This is a genomic window from Pseudoxanthomonas sp. PXM03 (assembly GCF_014852005.1).
In the GTDB taxonomy this organism is placed as follows: Bacteria; Pseudomonadota; Gammaproteobacteria; order Xanthomonadales; family Xanthomonadaceae; genus Pseudoxanthomonas_A.
This window is the reverse complement of record NZ_JACVAU010000001.1, coordinates 985,157-1,005,482: the sequence shown is the minus strand read 5'-3', so window position 1 is coordinate 1,005,482 and position 20,326 is coordinate 985,157. Positions and strand designations below refer to the sequence as shown.

Annotated in this window: 22 protein-coding genes; 5 read left to right on the top strand and 17 right to left on the bottom strand. The window is 66.0% G+C overall.

What is annotated here, in order from left to right; all coding sequences use genetic code 11:
* Positions 1-13: 13 nt before the first annotated feature.
* The 4 genes from IB223_RS04600 to grxD form a co-directional block, all read right to left on the bottom strand.
* The gene (locus IB223_RS04600) at positions 14-3,463 is read right to left on the bottom strand and encodes a TonB-dependent receptor (RefSeq protein WP_192200477.1); all 3,450 of its coding nucleotides are present in this window, start codon (positions 3,461-3,463) and stop codon (positions 14-16) included.
* A gap of 260 nt (positions 3,464-3,723) precedes the next feature.
* On the bottom strand, positions 3,724-4,326 hold the full coding sequence (locus tag IB223_RS04595; RefSeq protein ID WP_142123704.1) for a YhgN family NAAT transporter: 603 nt from the start codon (positions 4,324-4,326) through the stop codon (positions 3,724-3,726).
* Positions 4,323-5,069, bottom strand: coding sequence for an SDR family NAD(P)-dependent oxidoreductase (locus tag IB223_RS04590; RefSeq protein ID WP_192200475.1), 747 nt, complete (start codon positions 5,067-5,069; stop codon positions 4,323-4,325). Before IB223_RS04590 ends, IB223_RS04595 begins: the two co-directional genes overlap by 4 nt.
* Entirely contained in the window at positions 5,066-5,386 is a 321-nt protein-coding gene (gene grxD / locus IB223_RS04585) for a Grx4 family monothiol glutaredoxin (protein WP_142123702.1), read from the bottom strand. The genes IB223_RS04590 and grxD overlap by 4 nt, the downstream gene beginning before the upstream one ends.
* 157 nt (positions 5,387-5,543) lie before the next feature.
* Between grxD and IB223_RS04580 the strand changes: the two genes are divergently transcribed.
* Positions 5,544-6,122: a Fe-Mn family superoxide dismutase gene (locus tag IB223_RS04580; protein WP_093300497.1), complete on the top strand. Its 579-nt coding sequence runs from the start codon at positions 5,544-5,546 to the stop codon at positions 6,120-6,122.
* A 79-nt stretch (positions 6,123-6,201) separates the two neighbouring features.
* Here IB223_RS04580 and IB223_RS04575 read toward each other — a convergent pair whose 3' ends face one another.
* Together IB223_RS04575 and purE are read right to left on the bottom strand one after the other, a co-directional pair.
* Positions 6,202-7,344, bottom strand: a complete 1,143-nt coding sequence (locus IB223_RS04575) for a 5-(carboxyamino)imidazole ribonucleotide synthase (protein ID WP_192200470.1) — start codon at positions 7,342-7,344, stop codon at positions 6,202-6,204.
* Positions 7,341-7,850 carry a 5-(carboxyamino)imidazole ribonucleotide mutase gene (purE, locus tag IB223_RS04570; protein WP_192200468.1) on the bottom strand — a complete coding sequence of 170 codons (510 nt, stop codon included), beginning with the start codon at positions 7,848-7,850 and terminating at the stop codon, positions 7,341-7,343. Before purE ends, IB223_RS04575 begins: the two co-directional genes overlap by 4 nt.
* A gap of 67 nt (positions 7,851-7,917) precedes the next feature.
* Here purE and IB223_RS04565 point away from each other — a divergent pair, with 67 nt between their 5' ends.
* From IB223_RS04565 to IB223_RS04555, 3 genes are read left to right on the top strand one after another with little or no spacing between them, the layout of a single operon-like run.
* Positions 7,918-8,187, top strand: coding sequence for a Trm112 family protein (locus IB223_RS04565; RefSeq protein ID WP_192200466.1), 270 nt, complete (start codon positions 7,918-7,920; stop codon positions 8,185-8,187).
* Entirely contained in the window at positions 8,184-9,050 is an 867-nt protein-coding gene (gene nadC / locus IB223_RS04560) for a carboxylating nicotinate-nucleotide diphosphorylase (RefSeq protein ID WP_192200464.1), read from the top strand. The genes IB223_RS04565 and nadC overlap by 4 nt, the downstream gene beginning before the upstream one ends.
* Before the next feature lie 7 nt (positions 9,051-9,057).
* The gene (locus IB223_RS04555) at positions 9,058-9,393 is read left to right on the top strand and encodes a DUF3301 domain-containing protein (RefSeq protein ID WP_192200462.1); all 336 of its coding nucleotides are present in this window, start codon (positions 9,058-9,060) and stop codon (positions 9,391-9,393) included.
* A 51-nt stretch (positions 9,394-9,444) separates the two neighbouring features.
* Here IB223_RS04555 and IB223_RS04550 read toward each other — a convergent pair whose 3' ends face one another.
* From IB223_RS04550 to IB223_RS04525, 6 genes are all read right to left on the bottom strand, one after another.
* A complete protein-coding gene (locus tag IB223_RS04550) occupies positions 9,445-9,897 on the bottom strand; it encodes a ClpXP protease specificity-enhancing factor (RefSeq protein WP_142123695.1) in 453 nt (150 codons plus the stop codon).
* A gap of 70 nt (positions 9,898-9,967) precedes the next feature.
* The gene (locus IB223_RS04545) at positions 9,968-10,603 is read right to left on the bottom strand and encodes a glutathione S-transferase N-terminal domain-containing protein (RefSeq protein WP_142123694.1); all 636 of its coding nucleotides are present in this window, start codon (positions 10,601-10,603) and stop codon (positions 9,968-9,970) included.
* A gap of 186 nt (positions 10,604-10,789) precedes the next feature.
* Positions 10,790-11,536, bottom strand: a complete 747-nt coding sequence (locus IB223_RS04540; protein ID WP_192200461.1) for a cytochrome c1 — start codon at positions 11,534-11,536, stop codon at positions 10,790-10,792.
* Complete coding sequence (locus IB223_RS04535; protein WP_192200459.1) at positions 11,529-12,788, bottom strand: cytochrome bc complex cytochrome b subunit; 1,260 nt, start codon at positions 12,786-12,788, stop codon at positions 11,529-11,531. The genes IB223_RS04540 and IB223_RS04535 overlap by 8 nt, the downstream gene beginning before the upstream one ends.
* Positions 12,789-12,791: 3 nt before the next feature.
* On the bottom strand, positions 12,792-13,403 hold the full coding sequence (gene petA / locus IB223_RS04530; protein ID WP_142123691.1) for a ubiquinol-cytochrome c reductase iron-sulfur subunit: 612 nt from the start codon (positions 13,401-13,403) through the stop codon (positions 12,792-12,794).
* A 170-nt stretch (positions 13,404-13,573) separates the two neighbouring features.
* The gene (locus tag IB223_RS04525; protein ID WP_192201247.1) at positions 13,574-14,485 is read right to left on the bottom strand and encodes a lytic transglycosylase domain-containing protein; all 912 of its coding nucleotides are present in this window, start codon (positions 14,483-14,485) and stop codon (positions 13,574-13,576) included.
* Positions 14,486-14,693: 208 nt separating this feature from the next.
* Here IB223_RS04525 and miaB point away from each other — a divergent pair, with 208 nt between their 5' ends.
* Positions 14,694-16,130 carry a tRNA (N6-isopentenyl adenosine(37)-C2)-methylthiotransferase MiaB gene (gene miaB, locus IB223_RS04520; protein ID WP_192200458.1) on the top strand — a complete coding sequence of 479 codons (1,437 nt, stop codon included), beginning with the start codon at positions 14,694-14,696 and terminating at the stop codon, positions 16,128-16,130.
* A gap of 9 nt (positions 16,131-16,139) precedes the next feature.
* Here the strand turns inward: miaB and IB223_RS04515 are convergent, their stop codons facing one another.
* Genes IB223_RS04515 through IB223_RS04495 form a run of 5 tightly spaced genes read right to left on the bottom strand, consistent with a single transcriptional unit; the run spans position 16,140 to position 20,301 of the window.
* Positions 16,140-16,571 carry a nuclear transport factor 2 family protein gene (locus IB223_RS04515; protein ID WP_192200456.1) on the bottom strand — a complete coding sequence of 144 codons (432 nt, stop codon included), beginning with the start codon at positions 16,569-16,571 and terminating at the stop codon, positions 16,140-16,142.
* A gap of 36 nt (positions 16,572-16,607) precedes the next feature.
* The gene (locus IB223_RS04510; RefSeq protein WP_192200455.1) at positions 16,608-17,696 is read right to left on the bottom strand and encodes an ABC transporter permease; all 1,089 of its coding nucleotides are present in this window, start codon (positions 17,694-17,696) and stop codon (positions 16,608-16,610) included.
* Positions 17,693-18,619, bottom strand: a complete 927-nt coding sequence (locus tag IB223_RS04505; protein WP_343227166.1) for an ABC transporter ATP-binding protein — start codon at positions 18,617-18,619, stop codon at positions 17,693-17,695. Before IB223_RS04505 ends, IB223_RS04510 begins: the two co-directional genes overlap by 4 nt.
* 13 nt (positions 18,620-18,632) lie before the next feature.
* Complete coding sequence (locus IB223_RS04500) at positions 18,633-19,592, bottom strand: HlyD family efflux transporter periplasmic adaptor subunit (RefSeq protein WP_192200452.1); 960 nt, start codon at positions 19,590-19,592, stop codon at positions 18,633-18,635.
* A complete protein-coding gene (locus IB223_RS04495; protein ID WP_192200451.1) occupies positions 19,582-20,301 on the bottom strand; it encodes a TetR/AcrR family transcriptional regulator in 720 nt (239 codons plus the stop codon). The genes IB223_RS04500 and IB223_RS04495 overlap by 11 nt, the downstream gene beginning before the upstream one ends.
* Positions 20,302-20,326: the final 25 nt, after the last annotated feature.

The window sequence follows — 20,326 nt, the reverse complement described above, 5'->3', positions numbered from 1 at the left end:
ATGTCGCTGCGGATCAGAACTCGTACTTCAGACCCACCTGCAGCGACCACTGCGAGATGCCGTTGGTCTGGCCGTCGGCGTTGGTCGGCATGCCGTACGCAGTCGCCTGGCCGAACTCCGTGCCCGAGCGGTAGCCGTACACGTACTGGCCGTTGTGGATGCCCTGCAGCGTCGCCACGGCGTTGTTGGCATTGAAGCCGTAGTCGAGGACATGGCCCCAGTCCTTGTTGATCAGGTTGCCGACATTCTGGATGTCCAGCCAGATCTTGGACTTGTGGCCTTTCATGAAGCCAGGCAGTTCCTGGCTGATGCGGATGTCGAACGTGTTGACCCAGCCGGAGGTGAAGCCGTTCTCGGGCGCGTAGGTGCCCTTGTAGCGGCTCAGGCCGTCCTGCTGTTCCAGCCACGTCCAGAAGGCCTGCTCCATCGCAGCGTTGGCAACAAACCCGCCGGTCGGGGTAAGCGTACCGAACTTGACGTCGTTGCCCGTGCCGTTCGGCACGTAGAACAGGTCGTTGAACGTGCGGTTGTCGCCGTTCGCGTCGCCCGAGAAGATGTAGCTGAACGGACGGCCGCTGCGGCCTTCGTAGACCAAGCCCACCTGGGTGGCGTAGTCGCCGAAGAACTTGTGTGTCCAGTTCAACGAGCCGCTGAAACGATCCTTGATCTCGTAACGCGCGGTCGAGCTGGTCGGCTCGTTGATGTTGACGCCCAGCTGCGAGCCGTAGCCCGAACCTGCGGTGGAGCTGGTCAGCGCCGACACTTCCTCGGCGTTGGTGCGGGTGTAACCCAAGCTCCAGGACCAGTCGCTTTCGGTCGAGAACGGCTTGGTCAACGAGACGGTCAGCTGCTGACCCTTGCCCTTGTTGGTGTTCTCCAGCAGGAAGACATCACCGAAGTAGGCGTTGCGGTTGTAGCGTGCACCATTGGTGATGGTCGTGTTGGGCGCGTTGCAGGGGTTGCTATTGTTCTGGCACGAGCTGGTGTTACCGAACGGACGCGGGCTGTTCGGGTTCCAGTACAGCACGCGACCGTCCGGACCGAGGTAGCCGGGACCGACGTTGAGGCTGCGGTAGAACAGGCCATTTTTAACGTCGGTCAACAACAGTTCGGCCGATGCGACGATGCCATTCCACGGCGTCTCGACGTCGATCGCCAGATTGGCCTTCCATACCGACGGAAGTTCAAAGTCATCGCTGATGGCGTTGACGTTACGCACGCCCGCACCGGGCGTGGTCGGCACGTTCTGGTTCAGGCCATCGGCACTGAAGGGCACGGTCTGCCAAGCGCTGAGGTTCTGGTACGAGACGTAGTTCATGCCCGTGCTGCTGTAGGCGTTGCCCACCCACACATTCGGCGCGTCACCCTGGAACAGACCCACGCCACCACGCAGCTGCATGGAGCGCTCGCTGTCGAAGGTGTAGTTGAAGCCGAAGCGCGGCTGGATGATGTAGTCGCCGTTGTAGGTGTTGTTGTTGGCAATGCCGAAGCCGCCGGTGTAGCCAGTGCCGCAGGCAGCGTTCGCCGTGCCCGGGGCGGCGGCGAAGCACTCGTTGAACGGCGGGTTGGGGCTGGCACTGGGCTTGTCTGCACGCAGGCCGAGGGTCAGCGTCAGGTTCGGCGTGACGTACCACGTATCCTGGACGAAGAAACCGAGGCTCTTGTTCTTGTAGCGCGCGGCGATGGCGTCCGGATTGGCCGGATTCGTCTGCAGGTCGTAGTCGAAGTACTGGCCGCGCAGCAGGTTGCTGAAATCGGACACCCGCACGCCGTTAACGAGAGGCCGTGGGACATAGAAGCTGTAATTGCCCCACGAATCCTGCAGGAAGAAGTTGTAGATTTCACTCTCGCTGTACTCGGCGCCGAACTTGATGTCGTGGTCGCCGACAGTCCAGGTACCCGAACCGAAGTAGTTCCACGTCTCGGTCATCAAGGCATTGCCGGGCGAGCTGCGCTCGGTGCCCAAGCGGATGGCGTCCAGGCCAGCGAAGCTATTGCTGTTGCTGCCGATCGGGCTGTCGTTTCCATTCTGGGCAACGCCGTCGTCGAAGTAGACCTGGATGGTCGGTGCGTTCGTCGGACTGATGCGGATCGCCGAGTAGTCGCGATATGACACCTTGAGTTCGGTCGAGAATGTGTCGGACCAGTCGCTGAACAGCTGGCCGACGTAACTCTCCACGGTCTTGGCATGGTTGAACCAGTTCGAGCTCAGCGCCAGAACGCTGGCCGTCGAGGCTTCCGGTCGCACGCGATTCTGCTCAAGCTTGCTGTAACGGAGGCTGGCGCGATGGGCGTCGCTGATGTTCCAGTCCAGCTTCAGCGCATACTCTTCCAACTCGGTGTCGCCGCCGCCGGTAAGGCCACCGGCGTCGAAACCCCACTCGTCGAGTGCGATGCGCTGCACTTCGGCCAAGTCTGCGGCAGTGAAGTCGGCATTGCCGGTGGCCAGCGGGTTGGTGCCCTGGCTCTTGCCGGCCGGGCCGATGTTGGTCTGCTTGAACTTCTCATAATTGGCGAAGAAGAACAGCTTGTCCTTGATGATCGGGCCGCCAAGGGTCACACCCCAGGTCGACTCGTCGTCGTATTCGTCGAACGGCATGCCAGTGACATTGACTGCCGTGCTGCCGGCGACGCGCCCCGGATAGTCGCCGAACCAGTCGCCGTCACGGTACGTGCCATACACCGAACCATGGAATTCGTTGGTACCCGACTTGGTCACCGCGTTGACGTTGGCACCGGCAGCGCCGGACATCGTCACGTCGTAGTTCGACAGATTGATGTCGATGGCTTCGATGGCTTCCATCGAGACCGGCTGGCGCTGGGTCGGCATGTTGTTGCCTTCCAAGCCGAAGGTGTCGCTGGCCGACACGCCGTCGATGGTGATCTTGTTGAAACGCGGGTTCATGCCACCGGCGGTGATGCTGCCGGAAGCGCGGTCGCTGAAGGTCACGCGCGGGTCGAGGCGCATGTAGTCCTGGATGTTGCCATTGACCGACGGCAGGTTCTCGATGGTGACGCGGTCAACGCTGGTGCCCGAACCCATCTTGGTGGCGCTGAACACTTCCGAGCCGCCGGTGAAGCCCACGGCCGTTACGGTCTCCAGGGTCGTCAGGTCGCCGGTCAGCGCCGCGTTGACGGTGTTCACCTGGTTCAGCGTGAGGAAGACGTTGTCCTCGGTCTTGGTACCCGAGCCCGACTTGGTGATCGTCACCTGGTAAGGACCGCCCACGCGCAGGCCGCGCGCGTTGTAGCGACCGCTGGCATCGGTGGTGGCGCGGCTGACCGTGCCGGATTCGACGTGGGTGATGGTCACCTCGGCGCCGACGACGGGCTGGCCGCCATTGTCGGTGACCAGGCCGCCCACGCCAGCCGAGGTGCTCTGCGCGAAGGCAGGCGCGGCGGCGAGTGCGACGACGAGGCCAAGGCTGAGCTTGGACAGGCGAAGACGACGGGATTGGTTCATCGGATAAACCTCGGTACGGGAGTGATGTGGCGAAGCTGGCTGACGAGACGTGCGGAACCACCCGGTGGGTCGGTTCTGAAGGGCGTGCTAGGGGTTCCCATGGCCCACGCGGCGTTCGCGGAGGTTAATAACAGGTTAACACGATAGGACCATTTTGTGACCGCGGCATGACAATGTTCCGCGCTGCAGCACGAGCATGCAGCCAGGGGCGGACGGTCGCCGCCGGGCCCTTCCCTGGGTGGGCCGGAGCGCCGGAAATGTCAGATGTTGGGCGGGGTCAGCTTCAGGTAGGTGCCGATGCCATCCAGGACCATTTGCACGGAAATGGCGACCAGAAGCATGCCCATTAGCCGCTCGATCGCGGTCAAGACGCTTCTTCCCAGCCACTTGTAGAGTACCGTCGCCGAGAACAGGATCGCGGCGGTGGCGCCCCAGGCCAGCAGGAGCGCCAGGCTCCAGTCGCCGAGCCGCGACGGGTCGTTGCTGCCCATCAGCATGACGGCGGCCATGCCGGAGGGGCCGGCGACCAGCGGGATCGCCAGCGGGACGATGAAGGGTTCGCCCCCTGGCAGTTCGCCCATCAGGCCCTCGGGCCGGGGGAAGATCATCCGTACGCCGATCAGGAACAGGACGATACCGCCGGCGATGGCGACCGATTCCTGGCGCAGGTGCATCATTTCCAGCGCGTACTTGCCGCCCCACAGGAACAGCATCAGCACGACCAACGCGATCAGCAACTCGCGCACCACCACGATGCGCTGGCGACGCGGCGGCAACGGCTTGAGCACACTGAGGAACACCGGAATGTTGCCCAGCGGATCCAGGATCAGGAACAGCAGCAGGGCCGCCGACAGGACGGTCATGCCCGCACCTTCCATATCTGCCCCCTGTGCGTCGCGCCCGCAGATGACAGCAGGGTGACACAGGCCGCCGCGTAATCGGCGGCGTCCCGGGCTTGTGCGTCGTTGTCGTCGGCATAGGCGCGAGAGCGCAATGCGGTCCGCATCGGCCCCGGCTGCAGTGCGGCGACACGCACGCTGCTGCTGGCGAGTTCGGCGTGCAGCATGCCGACGAGCGATGTCAGCCCATGCTGGGCCACGCCATACGCGCCCCAGTACGCCTGGCCCACCCGTGCGAGATCGTCGACGCTGAAAACCAGCGCCGCGTCGTCCGACTGCTTCAGCAGGGGCAGGCAGGCCTGCGACAGCCACCAGGGCGCGGTCAGGTTGACGTGTACGACGCGCGCGAACGCGGCGGGGTCGGTATGTTCCAGCGGCGTCAGCCCCTTGAACTCGGCGGCGCAATGCAGCACGCCGTCCAGACGACCCAGCTCGGCGTGCAGGCGGTCGGCGAGTTCGGCGTAATCGTCGGGCGTCGCGCCTTCCAGGTCGAGCGGATACAACAGGGGTTCCGCGCCCACCTGCGACACGGCGTCGTAGATCCGGTTCAACTTCGGAACCTTGCGGCCCAGCAACACCACCGTGGCGCCCGCTTCGGCACAGGCGACCGCCGCCGCACTGCCCAGCCCGCCATGCGCGCCACTGACCAGCACCACACGCTGGTCCAGGGCGCGCGGTGCACGCTTGGGCAACCCGACCAGGCTCACTGCGACAGCGCCTCGGCCACGATCCGCTGCAGTTCGCCGGATTCGTGCAGTTCCAGCGTGATGTCGCAACCGCCGATCAGTTCGCCATTGATGAAAAGCTGGGGAAACGTCGGCCAGTTGGAGAAGCGCGGCAGGTTGGCGCGGATCTCGGGCTCTTCCAGCACGTTGATGGTGTAGACATGCTCCGCGCCCGCTTCGCGCAACGCGTGTACCGCACGGCTGGAGAAGCCGCACATCGGGAACTGCGGCGTGCCCTTCATGAAAAGGACGATCGGGTGGCCATCCACTTCGGCCTGGATGCGTTCCATCACCGGCATGCTGATTTCTCCTTCCTTGACGGCTTGGCAACCACCGTCGGGTACACTTTCGGTCCGTTCCGCCGGCTTCGCCCGCGGATTGCATAGTGTAAGCCCTCGCATCGCCCCGACGGTGCCCGCACACCCTTTTTACCCGCCTAGCGTAAGGAACCGAGCCATGGCCATCGAACTTCCCCCCCTGCCCTACGACCGCACCGCGCTGGAACCGCACATCTCCGGCGAGACGATCGACTTCCACTACGGCAAGCACCACAAGACCTATGTGGACAACCTCAACAAGCTGATCGAAGGCACCGAGTTCGCCGACGCATCGCTGGAAGAGATCGTGCGCAAGTCGCAGGGCGGCATGTTCAACAACGCCGCGCAGGTGTGGAACCACACGTTCTACTGGAACTGCCTGAAGCCCAACGGTGGCGGCGAGCCGACCGGCAAGCTGGCCGAGCTGATCAACAAGACCTTCGGCGACTTCGCCAAGTTCAAGGAAGAGTTCACCAAGACCGCCATCGGCACCTTCGGTTCCGGTTGGGGCTGGCTGGTGCAGCGTCCGGACGGTTCACTGGCCTTGGCCAGCACGTCCAACGCCGCCACCCCGCTGACCGGTGAAGACAAGCCGCTGCTGACCATCGACGTGTGGGAGCACGCCTATTACATCGACTACCGCAACGCGCGCCCGAAGTACGTCGAGTCGTTCTGGGCGCTGGTGAACTGGGACTTCGTGGCCGGCAACCTGCGCTGATCCACAGGCTCCGCTTCAAAGCAGAAACGGCCGGGGAGACCCGGCCGTTTTCGTTTCCATCCCTGCAGGAACCGCAAGGTCAGGCGGACAGGCGCCCCACCACAGGCGCCACCTGCGCTTCGCGCCCCAGCGCCGAACCCACGCGACGCAACGCTTCGGCCAGGAGGGCGGCATCGTCGGCACGCAACGTGGCATGGCCGACCTTGCGCCCGGCCCGCGGCTCCTTGCCGTAATCGTGCCAATGCCCGCCTGCCTCCTGCAGGACCGCGCCCGACGCCGGCATTTCACCGATCCAGTTGAGCATGCAGGCATGGCCGAGCGCCCGCGTGTCGCCAAGCGGCAAGCCGAGTACCGCACGCAGGTGATTCTGGAACTGCGAGGTTTCAGCGCCTTCGATCGTCCAGTGCCCCGAGTTGTGTACGCGCGGCGCCATTTCGTTGGCCAACAGTTCTCCGTCGCGATAGAACAGCTCGAGCGCGAACACGCCGACGTAGTCGAGCGACTCGGCCAGGTGCCGCGCATGGGCGCACGCGGCGCCTGCCAGCGCTGCGTCGACGCTCGCAGGCGCCAGACTGGCCGACAGCACGCCATCGACATGCCAGTTCTCGGTCATCGGCCACGTACGGAACTCACCGTCACGGCTGCGTACGGCGATCACCGACAGCTCCCTCTCGAACGGGATGAACGCCTCCACGATCAGGCCGACGGTCGCAGCCTGCGCACCGAGCGCCTGCCAGGCCGCGTCGACGTCCGCCACCGACCTGATGCGGAACTGGCCCTTGCCGTCGTAGCCCAGGCGACGCGTCTTGAGGATGCAGGCACCGCCCAGTTGCTCGACCCCGGCCTGCAACTGCGCGCGCGTTTCGATGTTCGCGAAGGCACCGACCGGAATGCCGAGTTCGCGGAACAGCGTCTTCTCGACCAGGCGATCCTGCGCGACAGCGAGCGCGCGCGGATTCGGGAACACCGGGACGCGATGCGCGAGCCACTCGGCGCTTTCCGCCGGCACATTCTCGAAATCGAAGGTGGCCACGTCGACTTTCGACGCGAACTCGGCCAGCGCGGCTTCGTCGCGGTAGTCGCCGACGAGCAGCGGAGCGAACTGGCCGGCGCACGCATCGGCCGCCGTATCCATTACCAGGAAGCGCAGGCCCAGCGGCGCGCCGGACAGTGCGAGCATGCGCGCGAGTTGCCCGCCGCCCAGGATGCCGACCGTGGTCATAGCGGCTGGCGGGGATCGTCGTGCGCCATCACATCCTCGGTCTGGCGTGCACGGAAGGCGGCGAGCGCGGCACCGATGGCCGGATAGTCGGAAGCCAGCAGGGCGGCAGCGAAGAGGCCCGCATTGGCGGCACCTGCATTGCCGATCGCGAACGTCGCCACCGGAATACCCGCCGGCATCTGCACGATGGACAGAAGCGAATCCATGCCGTTGAGCGCCTTCGACTGCACTGGCACGCCGAGCACCGGCACCGCCGTCTTCGCCGCCAACATGCCGGGCAGGTGCGCGGCGCCCCCCGCGCCCGCGATGATCGCGCGCAGCCCGCGTGACGCGGCAGCGTCCGCGTACGAGAAGAGCACGTCCGGCGTGCGGTGCGCCGACACCACTTTCACCTCGTAGGGAACGCCCAACGCATCCAGCTTCTGCGCGGCATGCTGCATGGTGTCCCAGTCGGAGCGGGAACCCATCACGATGCCCACCACGGGGCTGGAAACGCTGGCGGTCATGGCCGTCCTCGGTCGCAAAGACGTATTCTACCCTTCTGACCGAACCGCTGATCGAGTCCCCATCCCGATGGATCGCAAACTGCTCGACCTCCTCTGCTGCCCCACCACCCGCCAGCCACTGGCCGTGCTTGATGCCCGCGGCCTGGAGGCGCTCAACCGCGCGATCAGTGCGGGCCAGGTCAAGCGCGCCGACGATACCGTGCAGGCCGAACCCCTGCGCGAGGCGCTGGTCACGCATGACCGCAAGACCGTCTACCGCGTGGAGGACGGCATACCCGTGCTGCTCGCAGAAGAAGCGATCGCCACGGCGCAGGTGGGCGAATTCGCCGGCCGATGAGCATGCGCCCTGTGCCCCCCTCCACCGACGCGATCGCCGAGGACGTGGCGCGCGCGCTGGCCGAAGACGTGGGCAGCGGCGACGCCACGGCGTCATTGCTGCCGGACGTGGCCGACATCGCCTACCTGCTCTGCAAGGAGGAGGCCGTCATCGCCGGACAGCCGTGGTTCGATGCCTGCCACCGTGCGCTCGATCCGGACGTACGGATCGACTGGCGTTTCCAGGACGGTGACCGGGTCCCGGCCGGCACCGTGTTGGCCACGCTGGAGGGGCGCGCGCGCGCGCTCGTGACGGCGGAGCGTTCCGCGCTCAATTTCCTGCAGACGCTGACGGGAACGGCCACGGTGACGGCCGCGTACGTCGATGTCGTGCGTGGCACCGGCTGCACGATCCTGGATACGCGCAAGACCTTGCCCGGCCTGCGGCTGGCGCAGAAATATGCGGTCCGCTGTGGTGGCGGCCGGAACCATCGCATGGGCCTGTACGACGCCGTGATGCTGAAGGAGAACCATGTCCGCGCGGCGGGATCGCTCACTGCGGCGATCCGCGCAGCGCGCCATCTGCAGCCGTCGCTGCCGCTCATCGTCGAGGTGGAGACATTGGCCCAGCTCGATGAAGCGCTGGCTGAAGGCTGTGAGCGAATCCTCATCGACGACTTCGATGCGGAGACGCGACGCGAAGCGGTCCGTCGCGCGAAGTCCGCACCGTATTCCGGCCGCATTCCTCTCGAGGTCTCCGGCGGGGTCGATCTGGGCACGCTACGCGCCATTGCGGAAGATGGTATGGATTTCGTTTCGATCGGCGGACTGACCAAGCATGTCCGCGCCATCGACCTGTCGATGAAACTCGGTCCGGCGCCATGAGCAGCGCATGTCGCCGCTGAGCGCCCTGTTATGGCTGATCGCTGCGGCGGCTGCGTTCGCCTACTGGAATGCGGCGCGCGCGGCGGCGGAGCGTGCTGGCGCGCTTGGCCGGAATGCCTGCCTGGCAGCCGGGGTCATCTGGCTTGACCAGAGCGTGCATGCGAGCGGACTACGCCTGCGGCGCGGCGAAGATGGCTGGCTGGGCTTCGAGCGCAGCTTCCGCTTCGAGTATTCCCACGACGGCATCGATCGCCACGTGGGGCGGCTGGTGCTGCGCAAGGGCCAACTGGTCTCGTTCGTCGGGCCGGTCGCGCGCGCCGTCACGCCGCTCGATCTGCACTGAGTCCGCTACCCGGGTCTGTCGACAGGTCCGCGCGGAAGCGCGGACACAGACCTATTTCACCACGCGCAGGAACGGCGGGCGCTTGCCCGCAGGCGGCGGTGCATCGTCATCGGGTGGTGTGTCCGGAGAGGGTGGCTGGTCATCGTCACCACCACCCGCATCGGGATCGTGTGCCACGTCGTCCGGCAACGCCATGCCCTGCCCGGTTTCGCGTGAGTAGATCGCCAGCACGGCACTGACCGGCACGTACACGGCCTGGCTGACTCCGCCGAACCGCGCAGTGAAGCTGACCGCCTCGTTGTCGATCAACAGCCGCACCACCGCACGCTCGGCGATGTTCAACACCACCTTGCCTTCCTTCACCGCGCTGACGGGCACCTGGACGCCCGCCTGCGTGGCGTCCACCAGCAGATGCGGCGTCATGCCGTTGTCGGCGATCCATTCGTTCAGCGCCCGCAACAGGTACGGGCGATGGCTGGTCATGCGGGGCGTGGCATCAGTCATTTCGCGTCTCGGCTGCCGGTCGCTGGGCTGTCCTGCAATGCCTGCAAACCAAGCCTTGCTCGGATGCCGGCTAAGCCGGGATCTCGCGCAGCTTCCTCTCCGCATCCGTCAGGCTGCGCAGGAAACCGGGGTGGCGGAAGATGCGGTTGCCATAGTCCTCAATGGCCTTGCCGTCCTTCGGCAGCGGCACATCGAGCGAAGGCAGGCGCCAGATGATCGGGGCCATCGCACAGTCGGCCAGGCTCATTTCGGGGTTGAGGAAGAACTTGCTCGCCTTGAACAGCGGTACCGAGGCGGTCAGCAATTCCTTCAGGCGCTTGCGGCCCGCTTCGACCTGCTGCTTGTTGCCCAGCTGGATGGCCTGGACCTGGGGCACCCAGTCGTGCTCGATGCGCAGCATGGCCAGCCGCAGGCGTGCGCGCGACAGCGGATCCACCGGCATCAGCGGCGGATGGGGATAACGTTCGTCGAGGTACTCGCTGACCACGGACGCGGCGTACAACACCAGGTCGCGCTCCACCAGGGTGGGCACGGAATGGTAGGGATTCAGGTCGATGAGGTCTTCGGGCGGATTCTGCGGATCCACCGGCACGAGGTCGTAACTGACGCCCTTGGCGGCGAGTACCAGCCGCACGCGGTGGCAGAGCACGTCATCGGTGGAAGAAAACAGCGTCAGTGTATTGCGCATACGTGGACTCGCAGCCATTCACGGCTCTCCGACGATCGGAATCCGCCGATCGCACCGACGCCGCCAGCCCCTTGCTGACGGTCGCCACGGTCCCTGAGTGTGCAATCCCTGCCGAAAAAAGCCAAGCAACCCCAGGCCCGGCCGATTTCGCCTGCGGTGCGGGCACGGAAGCCCTGCACCGCTGCAGTGGATGCGCGACGGTCCTTAGTGGACGTCCTTCCAGTACTCCTGCTTCAGCAGGTAGGCCAGGAACGTCAGCGCCGCCAGGAACAGGATCACCCACACACCGATGCTCTGGCGCTTGAGGGCTGCCGGCTCGCCGACATACTCCAGGAAGTTGGTGATGTCGCGCGCGGTCTGGTCGAACTGCTGCGCGTTCTGGCGACCGGCCTGCGTCACCTTGAGGCTTTCCACATGGCGTTCGCCGGTGGCCGCGTCGGGCTGGCCGAACTCCGCATGCTGCAGGCCCTGCAGCTCCCACAGCGGATTGGGCATGGACGCGTTCGGGAACAGCTTGTTGTTCCAGCCCAGCGGACGCGACTCGTCGAGGTAGAACGACTTGAGGTACGTGTAGATCCAGTCGCTGCCACGCACGCGCGAGATCACGCTCAGGTCCGGCGGCATCTTGCCGAACCATTTCGTGGCCGGGTCATGCGGCATCGACACCTGGATCTGCTCGCCGAACTTCGCGCCGGTGAAGTTGAGGTTCTTCATCACCTCGTCTTCGGTCAGCCCGAGATCCTCGGCCATGCGCGAATAGCGCATGTACTTCAGCGAGTGGCAGCCCGCGCAGTAGTTCATGTACAGCTGCGCACCGCGCTGCAGGGAGGCGCGATCGCTCAGGTCGTTGCCGGCCTGCAGCTTGTCGCCGCCGCCTGCGGCGAACACGGAGAACGAAATCAGCAACCCGCTGGCGAAGACAGCTAGGCGAGAGGCGAAAGTCTTAGTCATGCGTCGTCACCCGCTCGGGCACTGGCTTGGTCTTGTCGATCTTGGTCCAGATCGGCATGGTCAGGAAGAACAGGAAGTAGAAGGCGGTCAGGAAACGGCCGATGATGGTTTCCACCGGATCCGTACCCGGGCCGGCACCGATCTTGCCCAGCCAGACGAAGCAGATGGCGAACACGCCCAGCAGCACCTTGGACAGCAGGCCGCGGTAGCGATAGGACTTGACCTTGGCGCGGTCCAGCCACGGCACCAGGAACAGGATCGCGATGGCGCCGAACATCACCAGCACGCCGCTGAGCTTGTGCGGCACCACGCGCAACATGGCGTAGTACGGCGTGTAGTACCACACCGGCTTGATGTGCTCCGGCGTCACCAGCCTGTTGGCTTCGGAGAAGTTGTCGTGTTCGAGGAACCAGCCGCCCATGGCGGGGGCGAAGAACACGATGAACGCCGCAAGGATCAGGAAGCCACCGACATAGAAACCGTCCTTCACCGTGTAGTACGGGTGGAACGGCACGCCGTCGGCCGGGGCGGTCGGCGACCAGCGGTTGCCCTTCGGGCCCTTCTTGATCTCCACGCCATCCGGGTTGTTCGAGCCGACTTCATGCAGCGCGAAGATGTGCAGCACCACCAGCAGCAGCAGCACCAGCGGCAGCGCGATGACGTGCAGCGCGAAGAAGCGGTTCAGCGTGGCGTCGCTGGGCAGGTAGTCGCCCATGATCCACTCGGTCAGGCCATTGCCGATCACCGGGATGGCGCCGAACAGCGAGATGATGACCTTCGCACCCCAGAACGACATCTGGCCCCACGGCAGCACGTAGCCGAGGAAGGCTTCGGCCATCAGCACCAAGTAGATCAGCATGCCGAGGATCCACACCAGCTCGCGCGGCTTCTGGTACGAGCCGTACATCAGGCCGCGGAACATGTGGATGTAGACGACGATGAAGAACAGCGAGGCGCCGGTGCTGTGCATGTAGCGGATCAGCCAGCCCCACTCCACGTCGCGCATGATGTATTCGACCGAGGCGAAGGCTTCCGCCGCGCTCGGCTTGAAGTGCATCGTCAGGAAGATGCCGGTCAGGATCTGGTTGACCAGCACCACGATCGACAGCACGCCGAAGATGTACCAGATGTTGAAGTTCTTGGGCGCGTAGTACTCGCTCATGTGCTTGCGGTACACGGGCATGAAGCCCGGGGCGCGCGCGTTGAACCAGTCCATCACGCCATCAGCGGTACGGGTAATGATGTTCGCCATGGCTTATGCGCCCCCCTGCGGGTCGAGGCCGACGACGATGGTCGTGTCGTTCTCGTAGTAATGCGGCGGCACCACCAGGTTGGTGGGGGCCGGCACGCCCTGGAACACCCGGCCGGCCATGTCAAAGCGCGACTTGTGGCAAGGGCAGAAGTAGCCGCCCTTCCAGTCCGGATCGTACGGCTCGGGCTTGATCTCGGCCGCCATTTCCGGCGAGCAGCCCAAGTGCGTGCACAGGCCGACCAGCACGGAGATCTCCGGCTTCAGCGAACGCGTCTCGCCCTTGATGTACGACGGCTGCTGATCGAGGTTCTGCGACTGCGGGTCGCGCAGGTTCGCGTCCAGGGTCGGCAGCGCATCCAGGATCGCCTTCGAGCGCTTGACGATCCAGATCGGCTGGCCGCGCCATTCCAGGATCAGGCGCTGGCCTTCCTGCAGACCGGTCAGGTCGGCGGTCACCGGGGCACCGGCCAGCTTGGCCCGGGCGCTCGGATTCCACGACTTGATAAAAGGTACAGCTGCAATACCGGCACCCACTGCACCCACCACAGCGGTGGTCGCAGTCAGGAACCGGCGTCGGCCCGTATTCACAGGCCCATTGACCCCATCGATGGCCATCCGGCACTCCGCAAAACAATCAGGTAGCTAAAAAGGCTGCCAAGGCCGCACCCGAAACGCCGGTGCGGGCCGCATAAAGACGGCGAAGTGTAACGGATGGCTTAATGGGCCGACAACGGGCGCCGTGAAATCAAGGCCTTGCGGCACGTCCGGCGTCGCCGCGAGCTGTTTCAGCGCGCGGCAACCGCCTGCCGGTAGCGGTCGGCCAAGACGGCCACGCGCTGCACGTAGCGCTGGGTTTCCTTGTACGGCGGAACGCCCCCGTGGCGGTCCACTGCACCTTCGCCGGCGTTGTAGCCTGCGGCGGCCAGGGTCAGGTTGCCGTTGAAGCGCTTCAGCAACCAGGACAGGTACTGCGCGCCACCGCGGATGTTCTGCGCGGCGTTGTAGGAATCGGTGACGCCGAACCGGCGCGCCGTGGCCGGCATCAGCTGCATCAGGCCCTGCGCGCCGGCATGCGACAGCGCCATCGGGTTGTAGGACGATTCCGCGTGCATGATCGCGCGCAGGATGGATTCCTCCACGCCGAATTCGCGCGACGCGGCGGCGATCTCGGCCTGGTAGGCGGACGTGTTCAGTCGCAGCCGTCCGAAGTCGACGCTCGGATTCCCGCAGGCGAAGCAGGTCTCGATGTAGCTGTACTTGATGGTGCGCAGGCTGGCGACCTGGGTGCCGCCGCGCGGGCGCGTACTCGTGTAGTGACGCACGCCGTCCTTGATGTAGGAGTAGACCTGCCCGCTGACCACGCGGCGCGGACCGGTGGCCGGCGCGGGGACGGACGCGGCTGGCACAACTGCCGGGACGATGGCGCTGGCCGAATCGGACAGGGCGGGCGAGCTGGCCGCTCCCACCGCCGGTGTGGCGGCTGCGGGCCGTGACACGGCGGAGACCTGCGTCGGCCGGTTGCGGTCGGGCGTGTAGCGGCTGACCACTTCGCAGCTTGCGCCACTGACGCGCTTGCTGACGTAGTTCGGCACACCGTCATTGCCGGTGCACTTGTACAGCGTGCCCGCGCTGGCCGGCAGTGCGGTCAACGCGGCCAGTGCGGCCAGAAGCGTCAGAGTCCCCCTCATGCCGCGCAGTGTCCCGAATTCCCGGGTGATTGCCAAGTCCTTGTCCAACAAAGGTTTCCTCCAATCTGTGCGGCCGGTCGGAGTTCCGACTGCCGGACGCCGGCCCCTTCATGCCGGGCTGTTACCCGCTATCAACGCCAGCGGGGACGGGGACCGGCCGTCGCGCAGCGCGTAAACTACGCGCCCCCTGCCCGCCCACCCGACTGGATTAAGCGCCATGACCGGGACGCAAGCCCCCGCACTGCCGACCACGGCCGCCCCTGCCGTGACCGACCCCGCCCTCGTTCCGTTGCCGCTGGCGAAGCCCCGCAGCCCGGACGTCGTGCGCGGAAAACTCTTCATCAAGACCCACGGGTGCCAGATGAACGAGTACGACTCGGCCAAGATGGCCGACGTGCTCGCCGCGTCCGACGGCCTGGAGCTGACCGACAACCCCGAAGAAGCCGACGTGGTGCTGGTCAACACCTGCTCCATTCGCGAGAAAGCGCAGGAGAAGGTCTTCAGCCAGCTCGGCCGGTGGAAGGCACTCAAGGCCGGTGGCCGTGACGTCATCATCGGCGTGGGCGGGTGCGTGGCCTCGCAGGAAGGCGAAGCCATCGTCAAGCGCGCACCGTACGTGGACCTGGTCTTCGGGCCGCAGACCCTGCACCGTCTGCCGGAACTGATCCGCGCCCGCCGCGAGCAGAACAGGCCGCAGGTCGACATCAGCTTCCCCGAGATCGAGAAGTTCGACCGCCTGCCCGAGCCGCGCGCCGAGGGCCCCTCGGCGTTCGTGTCGATCATGGAAGGCTGCTCGAAGTACTGCTCGTTCTGCGTGGTGCCCTACACCCGCGGCACCGAGGTCAGCCGGCCGTTCGAGGATGTACTGGTGGAAGTGGCCCAGCTGGCCGCGCAGGGCGTGCGCGAGATCAATCTGCTCGGCCAGAACGTCAACGCGTATCGTGGTCCTTATGGCGATGGCGAGGTCGCCGACCTCGGCTTGTTGATCCGCACGATCGCCGAGATCGACGGCATCGGCCGCATCCGCTTCACCACCTCGCACCCGCTGGAATTCAGCGACTCGCTGGTGGACGCCTATCGCGACGTGCCGCAGCTGGCCAACTTCCTGCACCTGCCGGTGCAGGCGGGCAGCGACCGCATCCTCTCGGCGATGAAGCGCGGCTACACCGCGCTCGAGTTCAAGCAGAAGATCCGCAAGCTGCGCGCGGTGCGGCCGGACATCTCGATCAGCTCGGACTTCATCGTCGGCTTCCCCGGCGAGACCGATGCGGATTTCGAGAAGACGATGAAGCTGATCGAGGACGTGGGCTTCGACCAAAGCTTCTCCTTCATCTACTCGCGCCGCCCGGGCACGCCGGCCGCGGACTTGGAAGACGACACGCCCGACGCCGTGAAGCACGCGCGCCTGGACCGCCTGCAGCAGCAGATCAACGCCTACGCCGCGGGGATCTCGCAGCGCATGGTGGGCACGGTGCAACCGGTGCTGGTGGAGGGCCCGTCGAAGAAGAATCCGAACGAGCTGACCGGCAAGACCGAGAACATGCGCTCGGTGAACTTCCCCGGCCATCCGCGCCTGATCGGGCAGTTCGTCGATGTAACGATCACCGAGGCGCTGGCCAACTCGCTGCGCGGACGCGTCACGGGCACCGACTGACGTCGCACCTCAGCCGACAGCGGGCAACGGCACGCCTTCGCGCTCGTTGTCCCAGATCATGTGGATGATCTTCCAGCCCTGCTCGCCCTTGTAGAGCTGGATGCTGTTGATCCCGCGTCGCTCGGGCACGGCGTCGCCCGGGGCGTGGCGTGCCTCGTAGGCGCTCCAGACATGGGCGATGTTGCCGAACACGCGGATTTCCCGCGCGGTCTCGACCTCGAAGAAATCCACCTTCGCCAGCAGCTCATCGGCGTTGGCCCGGTACTCCGCCAGCGAGAACGACAGGCGCCAGGGCTTTCCCTGCGCATCCACGCCGGTACGGATCTGCCGGCAGTCGGGATGGAAGACCGCATCCTGTGTCGACCAGTCGCGCGGACCCGCCGGGCCCGAGATCATCGCGTACATGGCGTCCACCGCCGCGCCGATCGCTGCTTCGTCCATCTTCTGCCCCGCCATCCCGGAAGAAGCGCCAGCCTATCAGTCCAGCCGCTTGCGGAACCGCAGGATCGCCGCCGTCATCATCACCAAGGTGAACCCCAGCAGCGCCAGCACGTCGGGCCACAGTTCGGACAGCCCCGCGCCGCGCAGCATCACGCCGCGGATCAGGCGCAGGAAGTGCGTCAGCGGCAAGGCTTCGGCGATCCACTGCACGACCTTCGGCATGCCGGCAAAGGGGAACATGAAGCCGGACAGCAGAATCGACGGCAGGAAGATGAAGAACGTCATCTGCATGGCCTGGAACTGCGACTGCGCGCCCGTGGAGATCAGCAGGCCCAGCGCCAGGTTCGCCACGATCAACAGGCACGCCGCAAGGTACGCATGCAGCAGGCTTCCACCCAACGGCACGTCGAACAGCCACATGCCCAGCGCCAGCACCACCGTGGTCTGCACCAGGCCGATGGCCACGTACGGCAGCACCTTGCCGATCATCAGCTCGGCGCTGCTGACCGGCGTGGCGATCAGCAGCTCCATGTTGCCGCGCTCGCGTTCGCGCACGATGGCCACGGCCGTGAACAGCACCATGGTCATGGTCAGGATCACCCCGATCAGGCCGGGCACGATGTTCACCGCCGATCGACGCTGCGGGTTGTAGAAGCCCGTCACGCTGATCGCCCGCGTCGCGAGCGACCCGCTGCTGACGCCATCGAGAGGCATCTGCGCCAGCTGCGCGGCCGCGCTCTGCACTGCGTTGTCGCTGCCATCGACGAGGATCTGCACCGCCTCACGCCCCTCGGCGCGGCGGCGCTCGTAGTCGGGCGGGATGACCACGCCGATGCTGATCTCGCCCCGGCGCATGGCATCGACCAGTTCCTGCGGCGTGGCGACTTCCAGGGCCGGGCTGACCACGCCGGTGGCGACGATGTCCATCACCAGCGCACGCGAGGCGGACGTCCGCGCCTGGTCGGCAAAGCCGGCGGACAGGTCGCGCAGGTTGGTATTGATGGCGTAGCCGAACAGCAGCAACTGCATGACCGGGATACCGACGATCATCGCCAGCGTGATGCGGTCGCGGCGCATCTGCCGCAGTTCCTTGACCATCACCGCCATCAGGCGACGGAGTTTCATGCGGCCTCCTCGCGAGCCGGCTGCGCGCGCGTGGCGGAGACGAAGACGTCCTCCAGGTTGGCCTGCGATGCAGACACGCCCGCTTCGATGCCCGCCGCACGCAACGCGGCATCGACGCGCGCGGCGGCGTCGCCGTTGTCCGCCAGCAACACACGCAGCACGTTGCCGATCTGCGCCACGCTGACCACGCCCGCAATCCCCAGCAGCACCGCCTTCGCCTTCCGCGGCTGCGCAGCATCCACCACCAGGGTACGGCCCGCGAGTTCGCCCGTCAGCGAATCGGGCGTGCCATCGGCGACCAGCACGCCCCGGTCGAGGATGGCGATTCGATGGCAGCGTTCGGCTTCGTCCATGTAGTGCGTGGACACCAGTAGCGTAGTGCCTGCATCGGCGAGCTCGAACAGCTTCTCCCAGAAATCGCGGCGCGATTCCGGATCCACCGCGCTGGTCGGTTCGTCGAGGAACAGCAGTTCCGGCTCGTGGATCACCGCTCCCGCCAATGCAAGACGCTGCTTCTGCCCCCCGCTCATCGTGCCCGCAAGTTGTTTCTGCCGGTCATGGAAGTGGTACTGCTCGACCAGCTCGTCGATCCGCTTCCGCGCCCGTGCTCGCGGGATGTCCTGCACGGCAGCCAGGAATTCCAGGTTCTCGCGCACTGTCAGGTCCTCGAACAGCGAGAACTTCTGGGTCATGTAGCCGATGCGCGTGCGCAGTTGCTCGGCCTGCTCCGGGATGCGCAGGCCCAGCACGTCGATCTCGCCTGCACTGGGCGTCAGCAGGCCGCACAACATGCGGATGGTGGTGGACTTGCCGGAACCGTTCGGGCCAAGGAAGCCGTAGACATTGCGCCGCGGCACATCGAGGTCGACGGCGTTCACCGCCACCAGCGCACCGAAGCGCTTGGTCAGTCCGCGGACGCGGATGGCCAGACCGGCATCATTGGTCGCCATCGGACACCACCTGCAGCGGCGCACCCACTGGCAGACCGGCGGCATCCGTGCCCAGGCTGATTTCCGCCAGGTAACTCAACCGCTCCGCGTCCTGGCCAGTCAGCGCGAAGTACGGGGTGAAGCTCGGTTCGCTGCGGATCATGCGCATGCGGCCGGCATACGTCTTCTCCTGGCCGTCCAGCCGCACCTGCACGGTATCGCCAACCTTCAACCGGTTGCGCAGCGCCTGCGGCAGGTAGACGCGCGCATAGGGCGCCTCGCCCACCAGCATCACCGCCAGCGGTGCGCCGACCGGCGCCTGGTCGCCAAGCTTGTACGGCAGGCTGTCGATGCGGCCCTCGCGCGGCGCCACGATGTTGAGCTTCTCCAGCGTCACCGCCTGCACACTGGCCTGCGCTTCGGCCGACGCGACGGCGGCCTCGCCCTGCGCCACCTGTTCGGTGCGCGTGCCGCGCTCCAGCTCCAGCAACGCGGCCTGTCCCAGCCGGACCTGGGCCTGCGCACTCTGCGACGCGGCGCGTGCACGGTCCACCTCGGAGGCGGCGACCAGACGCTGGCGACCCAACGGTTGCAAGCGTGCGTAGTAGGCATCCGCATCGCGGGCCTGCGCCTGCGCAGCGGCCAGGCTGGCGCGCGCCTGTGCAATGGCTTCGCTGCGCGGACCGGCGCGCAGTTCCGCCAGCGCCTCGCGGCTCTGCGCGGCCTGCGCCTGTGCGGCCACCAACTGCGACTGGGTGCGGGTCAATTCCAGTTGCAGCAGGGGCGCACCGGCGGCCACCTGCTGTCCTTCGCGCACGTCGATGCGCACGATCTTTTCCGCCACCGGCGACGGCAGCGTCACCCGGTCCCATTCCAGGGTGCCCAGGGCCTCGGGCGTGTCGGCGGCGCATGCCGCCAGCATCAGGATCGCGGCCGCCAGTGCGGCGCGTTGCAGGTCACTTCGCATGGTCCAGCTCCAGTCCACGGCCCAGCAGCACCAGCGTGTGCCGGCGCAGGTCGTTGAAGTCGATGTCATCGGCGCCGAACAACTGGCGCCAGATGGGTGCGCTGGCCATCGGAAACATGGTCAACCCGATCAGCGACACCATCAGCAGGCGCGGATCCAGGTCAGGGTTGAGCTGTCCGGCCTGCTGCGCGGCGGCGAAGCGGCCGGCCATCATCTTCGGCAGCATCGGACCGACCTGGCTGATCATCATGTCGCGCAGAGCGCCGCCCTCGCAGAGGATCTCGCGCACCCACAACGTCGGCAGCCAGGGGTGCTGTGCGACCACGCCGCCGATGCCGTGCACGAAGCCGGCGACCAGTCCGGCCACGTCACCCTCGCCCGCTTCCACGACGGGCGCGCGCATCTGCGCCACGACCGGCAGCAGCCGTTCCGCCACCACGGCCTGCTGCAGCTGCGCCTTGTCGCCGAAGTAGTAGTGCACCAGCGCGGGGGTGACGCTGGCTTCCGTCGCAATGTCGCGCAGCGAACTCGCGGCGATGCCCTTCCTGACGAAGCACGTCAATGCGGCGTCGAGCAGCGTGGCGCGCAGATCGGCCACCTCGGCCGTGGGACGGCGGCCAGGGCTGCGCTTGCGGGGCGACGCGGCCTTCTTCGATGACGCCTTAGCCTTGCCGTCGGCGTTCTGTTCGGGGTGCTTGGGAGATGTCATTGGCTTATTTAATTTTCAAATTAAT

Bases quoted from the DNA above. Each gene is read 5' to 3' on its own strand.
- IB223_RS04600 (WP_192200477.1), bottom strand. From the start codon at position 3,463: ATGAACCAATCCCGTCGTCTTCGCCTGTCCAAGCTCAGCCTTGGCCTC.
- IB223_RS04595 (WP_142123704.1), bottom strand. From the start codon at position 4,326: ATGACCGTCCTGTCGGCGGCCCTGCTGCTGTTCCTGATCCTGGATCCG.
- grxD (WP_142123702.1), bottom strand. From the start codon at position 5,386: ATGCCGGTGATGGAACGCATCCAGGCCGAAGTGGATGGCCACCCGATC.
- IB223_RS04580 (WP_093300497.1), top strand. From the start codon at position 5,544: ATGGCCATCGAACTTCCCCCCCTGCCCTACGACCGCACCGCGCTGGAA.
- IB223_RS04575 (WP_192200470.1), bottom strand. From the start codon at position 7,344: ATGACCACGGTCGGCATCCTGGGCGGCGGGCAACTCGCGCGCATGCTC.
- purE (WP_192200468.1), bottom strand. From the start codon at position 7,850: ATGACCGCCAGCGTTTCCAGCCCCGTGGTGGGCATCGTGATGGGTTCC.
- IB223_RS04565 (WP_192200466.1), top strand. From the start codon at position 7,918: ATGGATCGCAAACTGCTCGACCTCCTCTGCTGCCCCACCACCCGCCAG.
- nadC (WP_192200464.1), top strand. From the start codon at position 8,184: ATGAGCATGCGCCCTGTGCCCCCCTCCACCGACGCGATCGCCGAGGAC.
- IB223_RS04555 (WP_192200462.1), top strand. From the start codon at position 9,058: ATGTCGCCGCTGAGCGCCCTGTTATGGCTGATCGCTGCGGCGGCTGCG.
- IB223_RS04550 (WP_142123695.1), bottom strand. From the start codon at position 9,897: ATGACTGATGCCACGCCCCGCATGACCAGCCATCGCCCGTACCTGTTG.
- IB223_RS04545 (WP_142123694.1), bottom strand. From the start codon at position 10,603: ATGGCTGCGAGTCCACGTATGCGCAATACACTGACGCTGTTTTCTTCC.
- IB223_RS04540 (WP_192200461.1), bottom strand. From the start codon at position 11,536: ATGACTAAGACTTTCGCCTCTCGCCTAGCTGTCTTCGCCAGCGGGTTG.
- IB223_RS04535 (WP_192200459.1), bottom strand. From the start codon at position 12,788: ATGGCGAACATCATTACCCGTACCGCTGATGGCGTGATGGACTGGTTC.
- petA (WP_142123691.1), bottom strand. From the start codon at position 13,403: ATGGCCATCGATGGGGTCAATGGGCCTGTGAATACGGGCCGACGCCGG.
- miaB (WP_192200458.1), top strand. From the start codon at position 14,694: ATGACCGGGACGCAAGCCCCCGCACTGCCGACCACGGCCGCCCCTGCC.
- IB223_RS04515 (WP_192200456.1), bottom strand. From the start codon at position 16,571: ATGGACGAAGCAGCGATCGGCGCGGCGGTGGACGCCATGTACGCGATG.
- IB223_RS04510 (WP_192200455.1), bottom strand. From the start codon at position 17,696: ATGAAACTCCGTCGCCTGATGGCGGTGATGGTCAAGGAACTGCGGCAG.
- IB223_RS04500 (WP_192200452.1), bottom strand. From the start codon at position 19,592: ATGCGAAGTGACCTGCAACGCGCCGCACTGGCGGCCGCGATCCTGATG.
- IB223_RS04495 (WP_192200451.1), bottom strand. From the start codon at position 20,301: ATGACATCTCCCAAGCACCCCGAACAGAACGCCGACGGCAAGGCTAAG.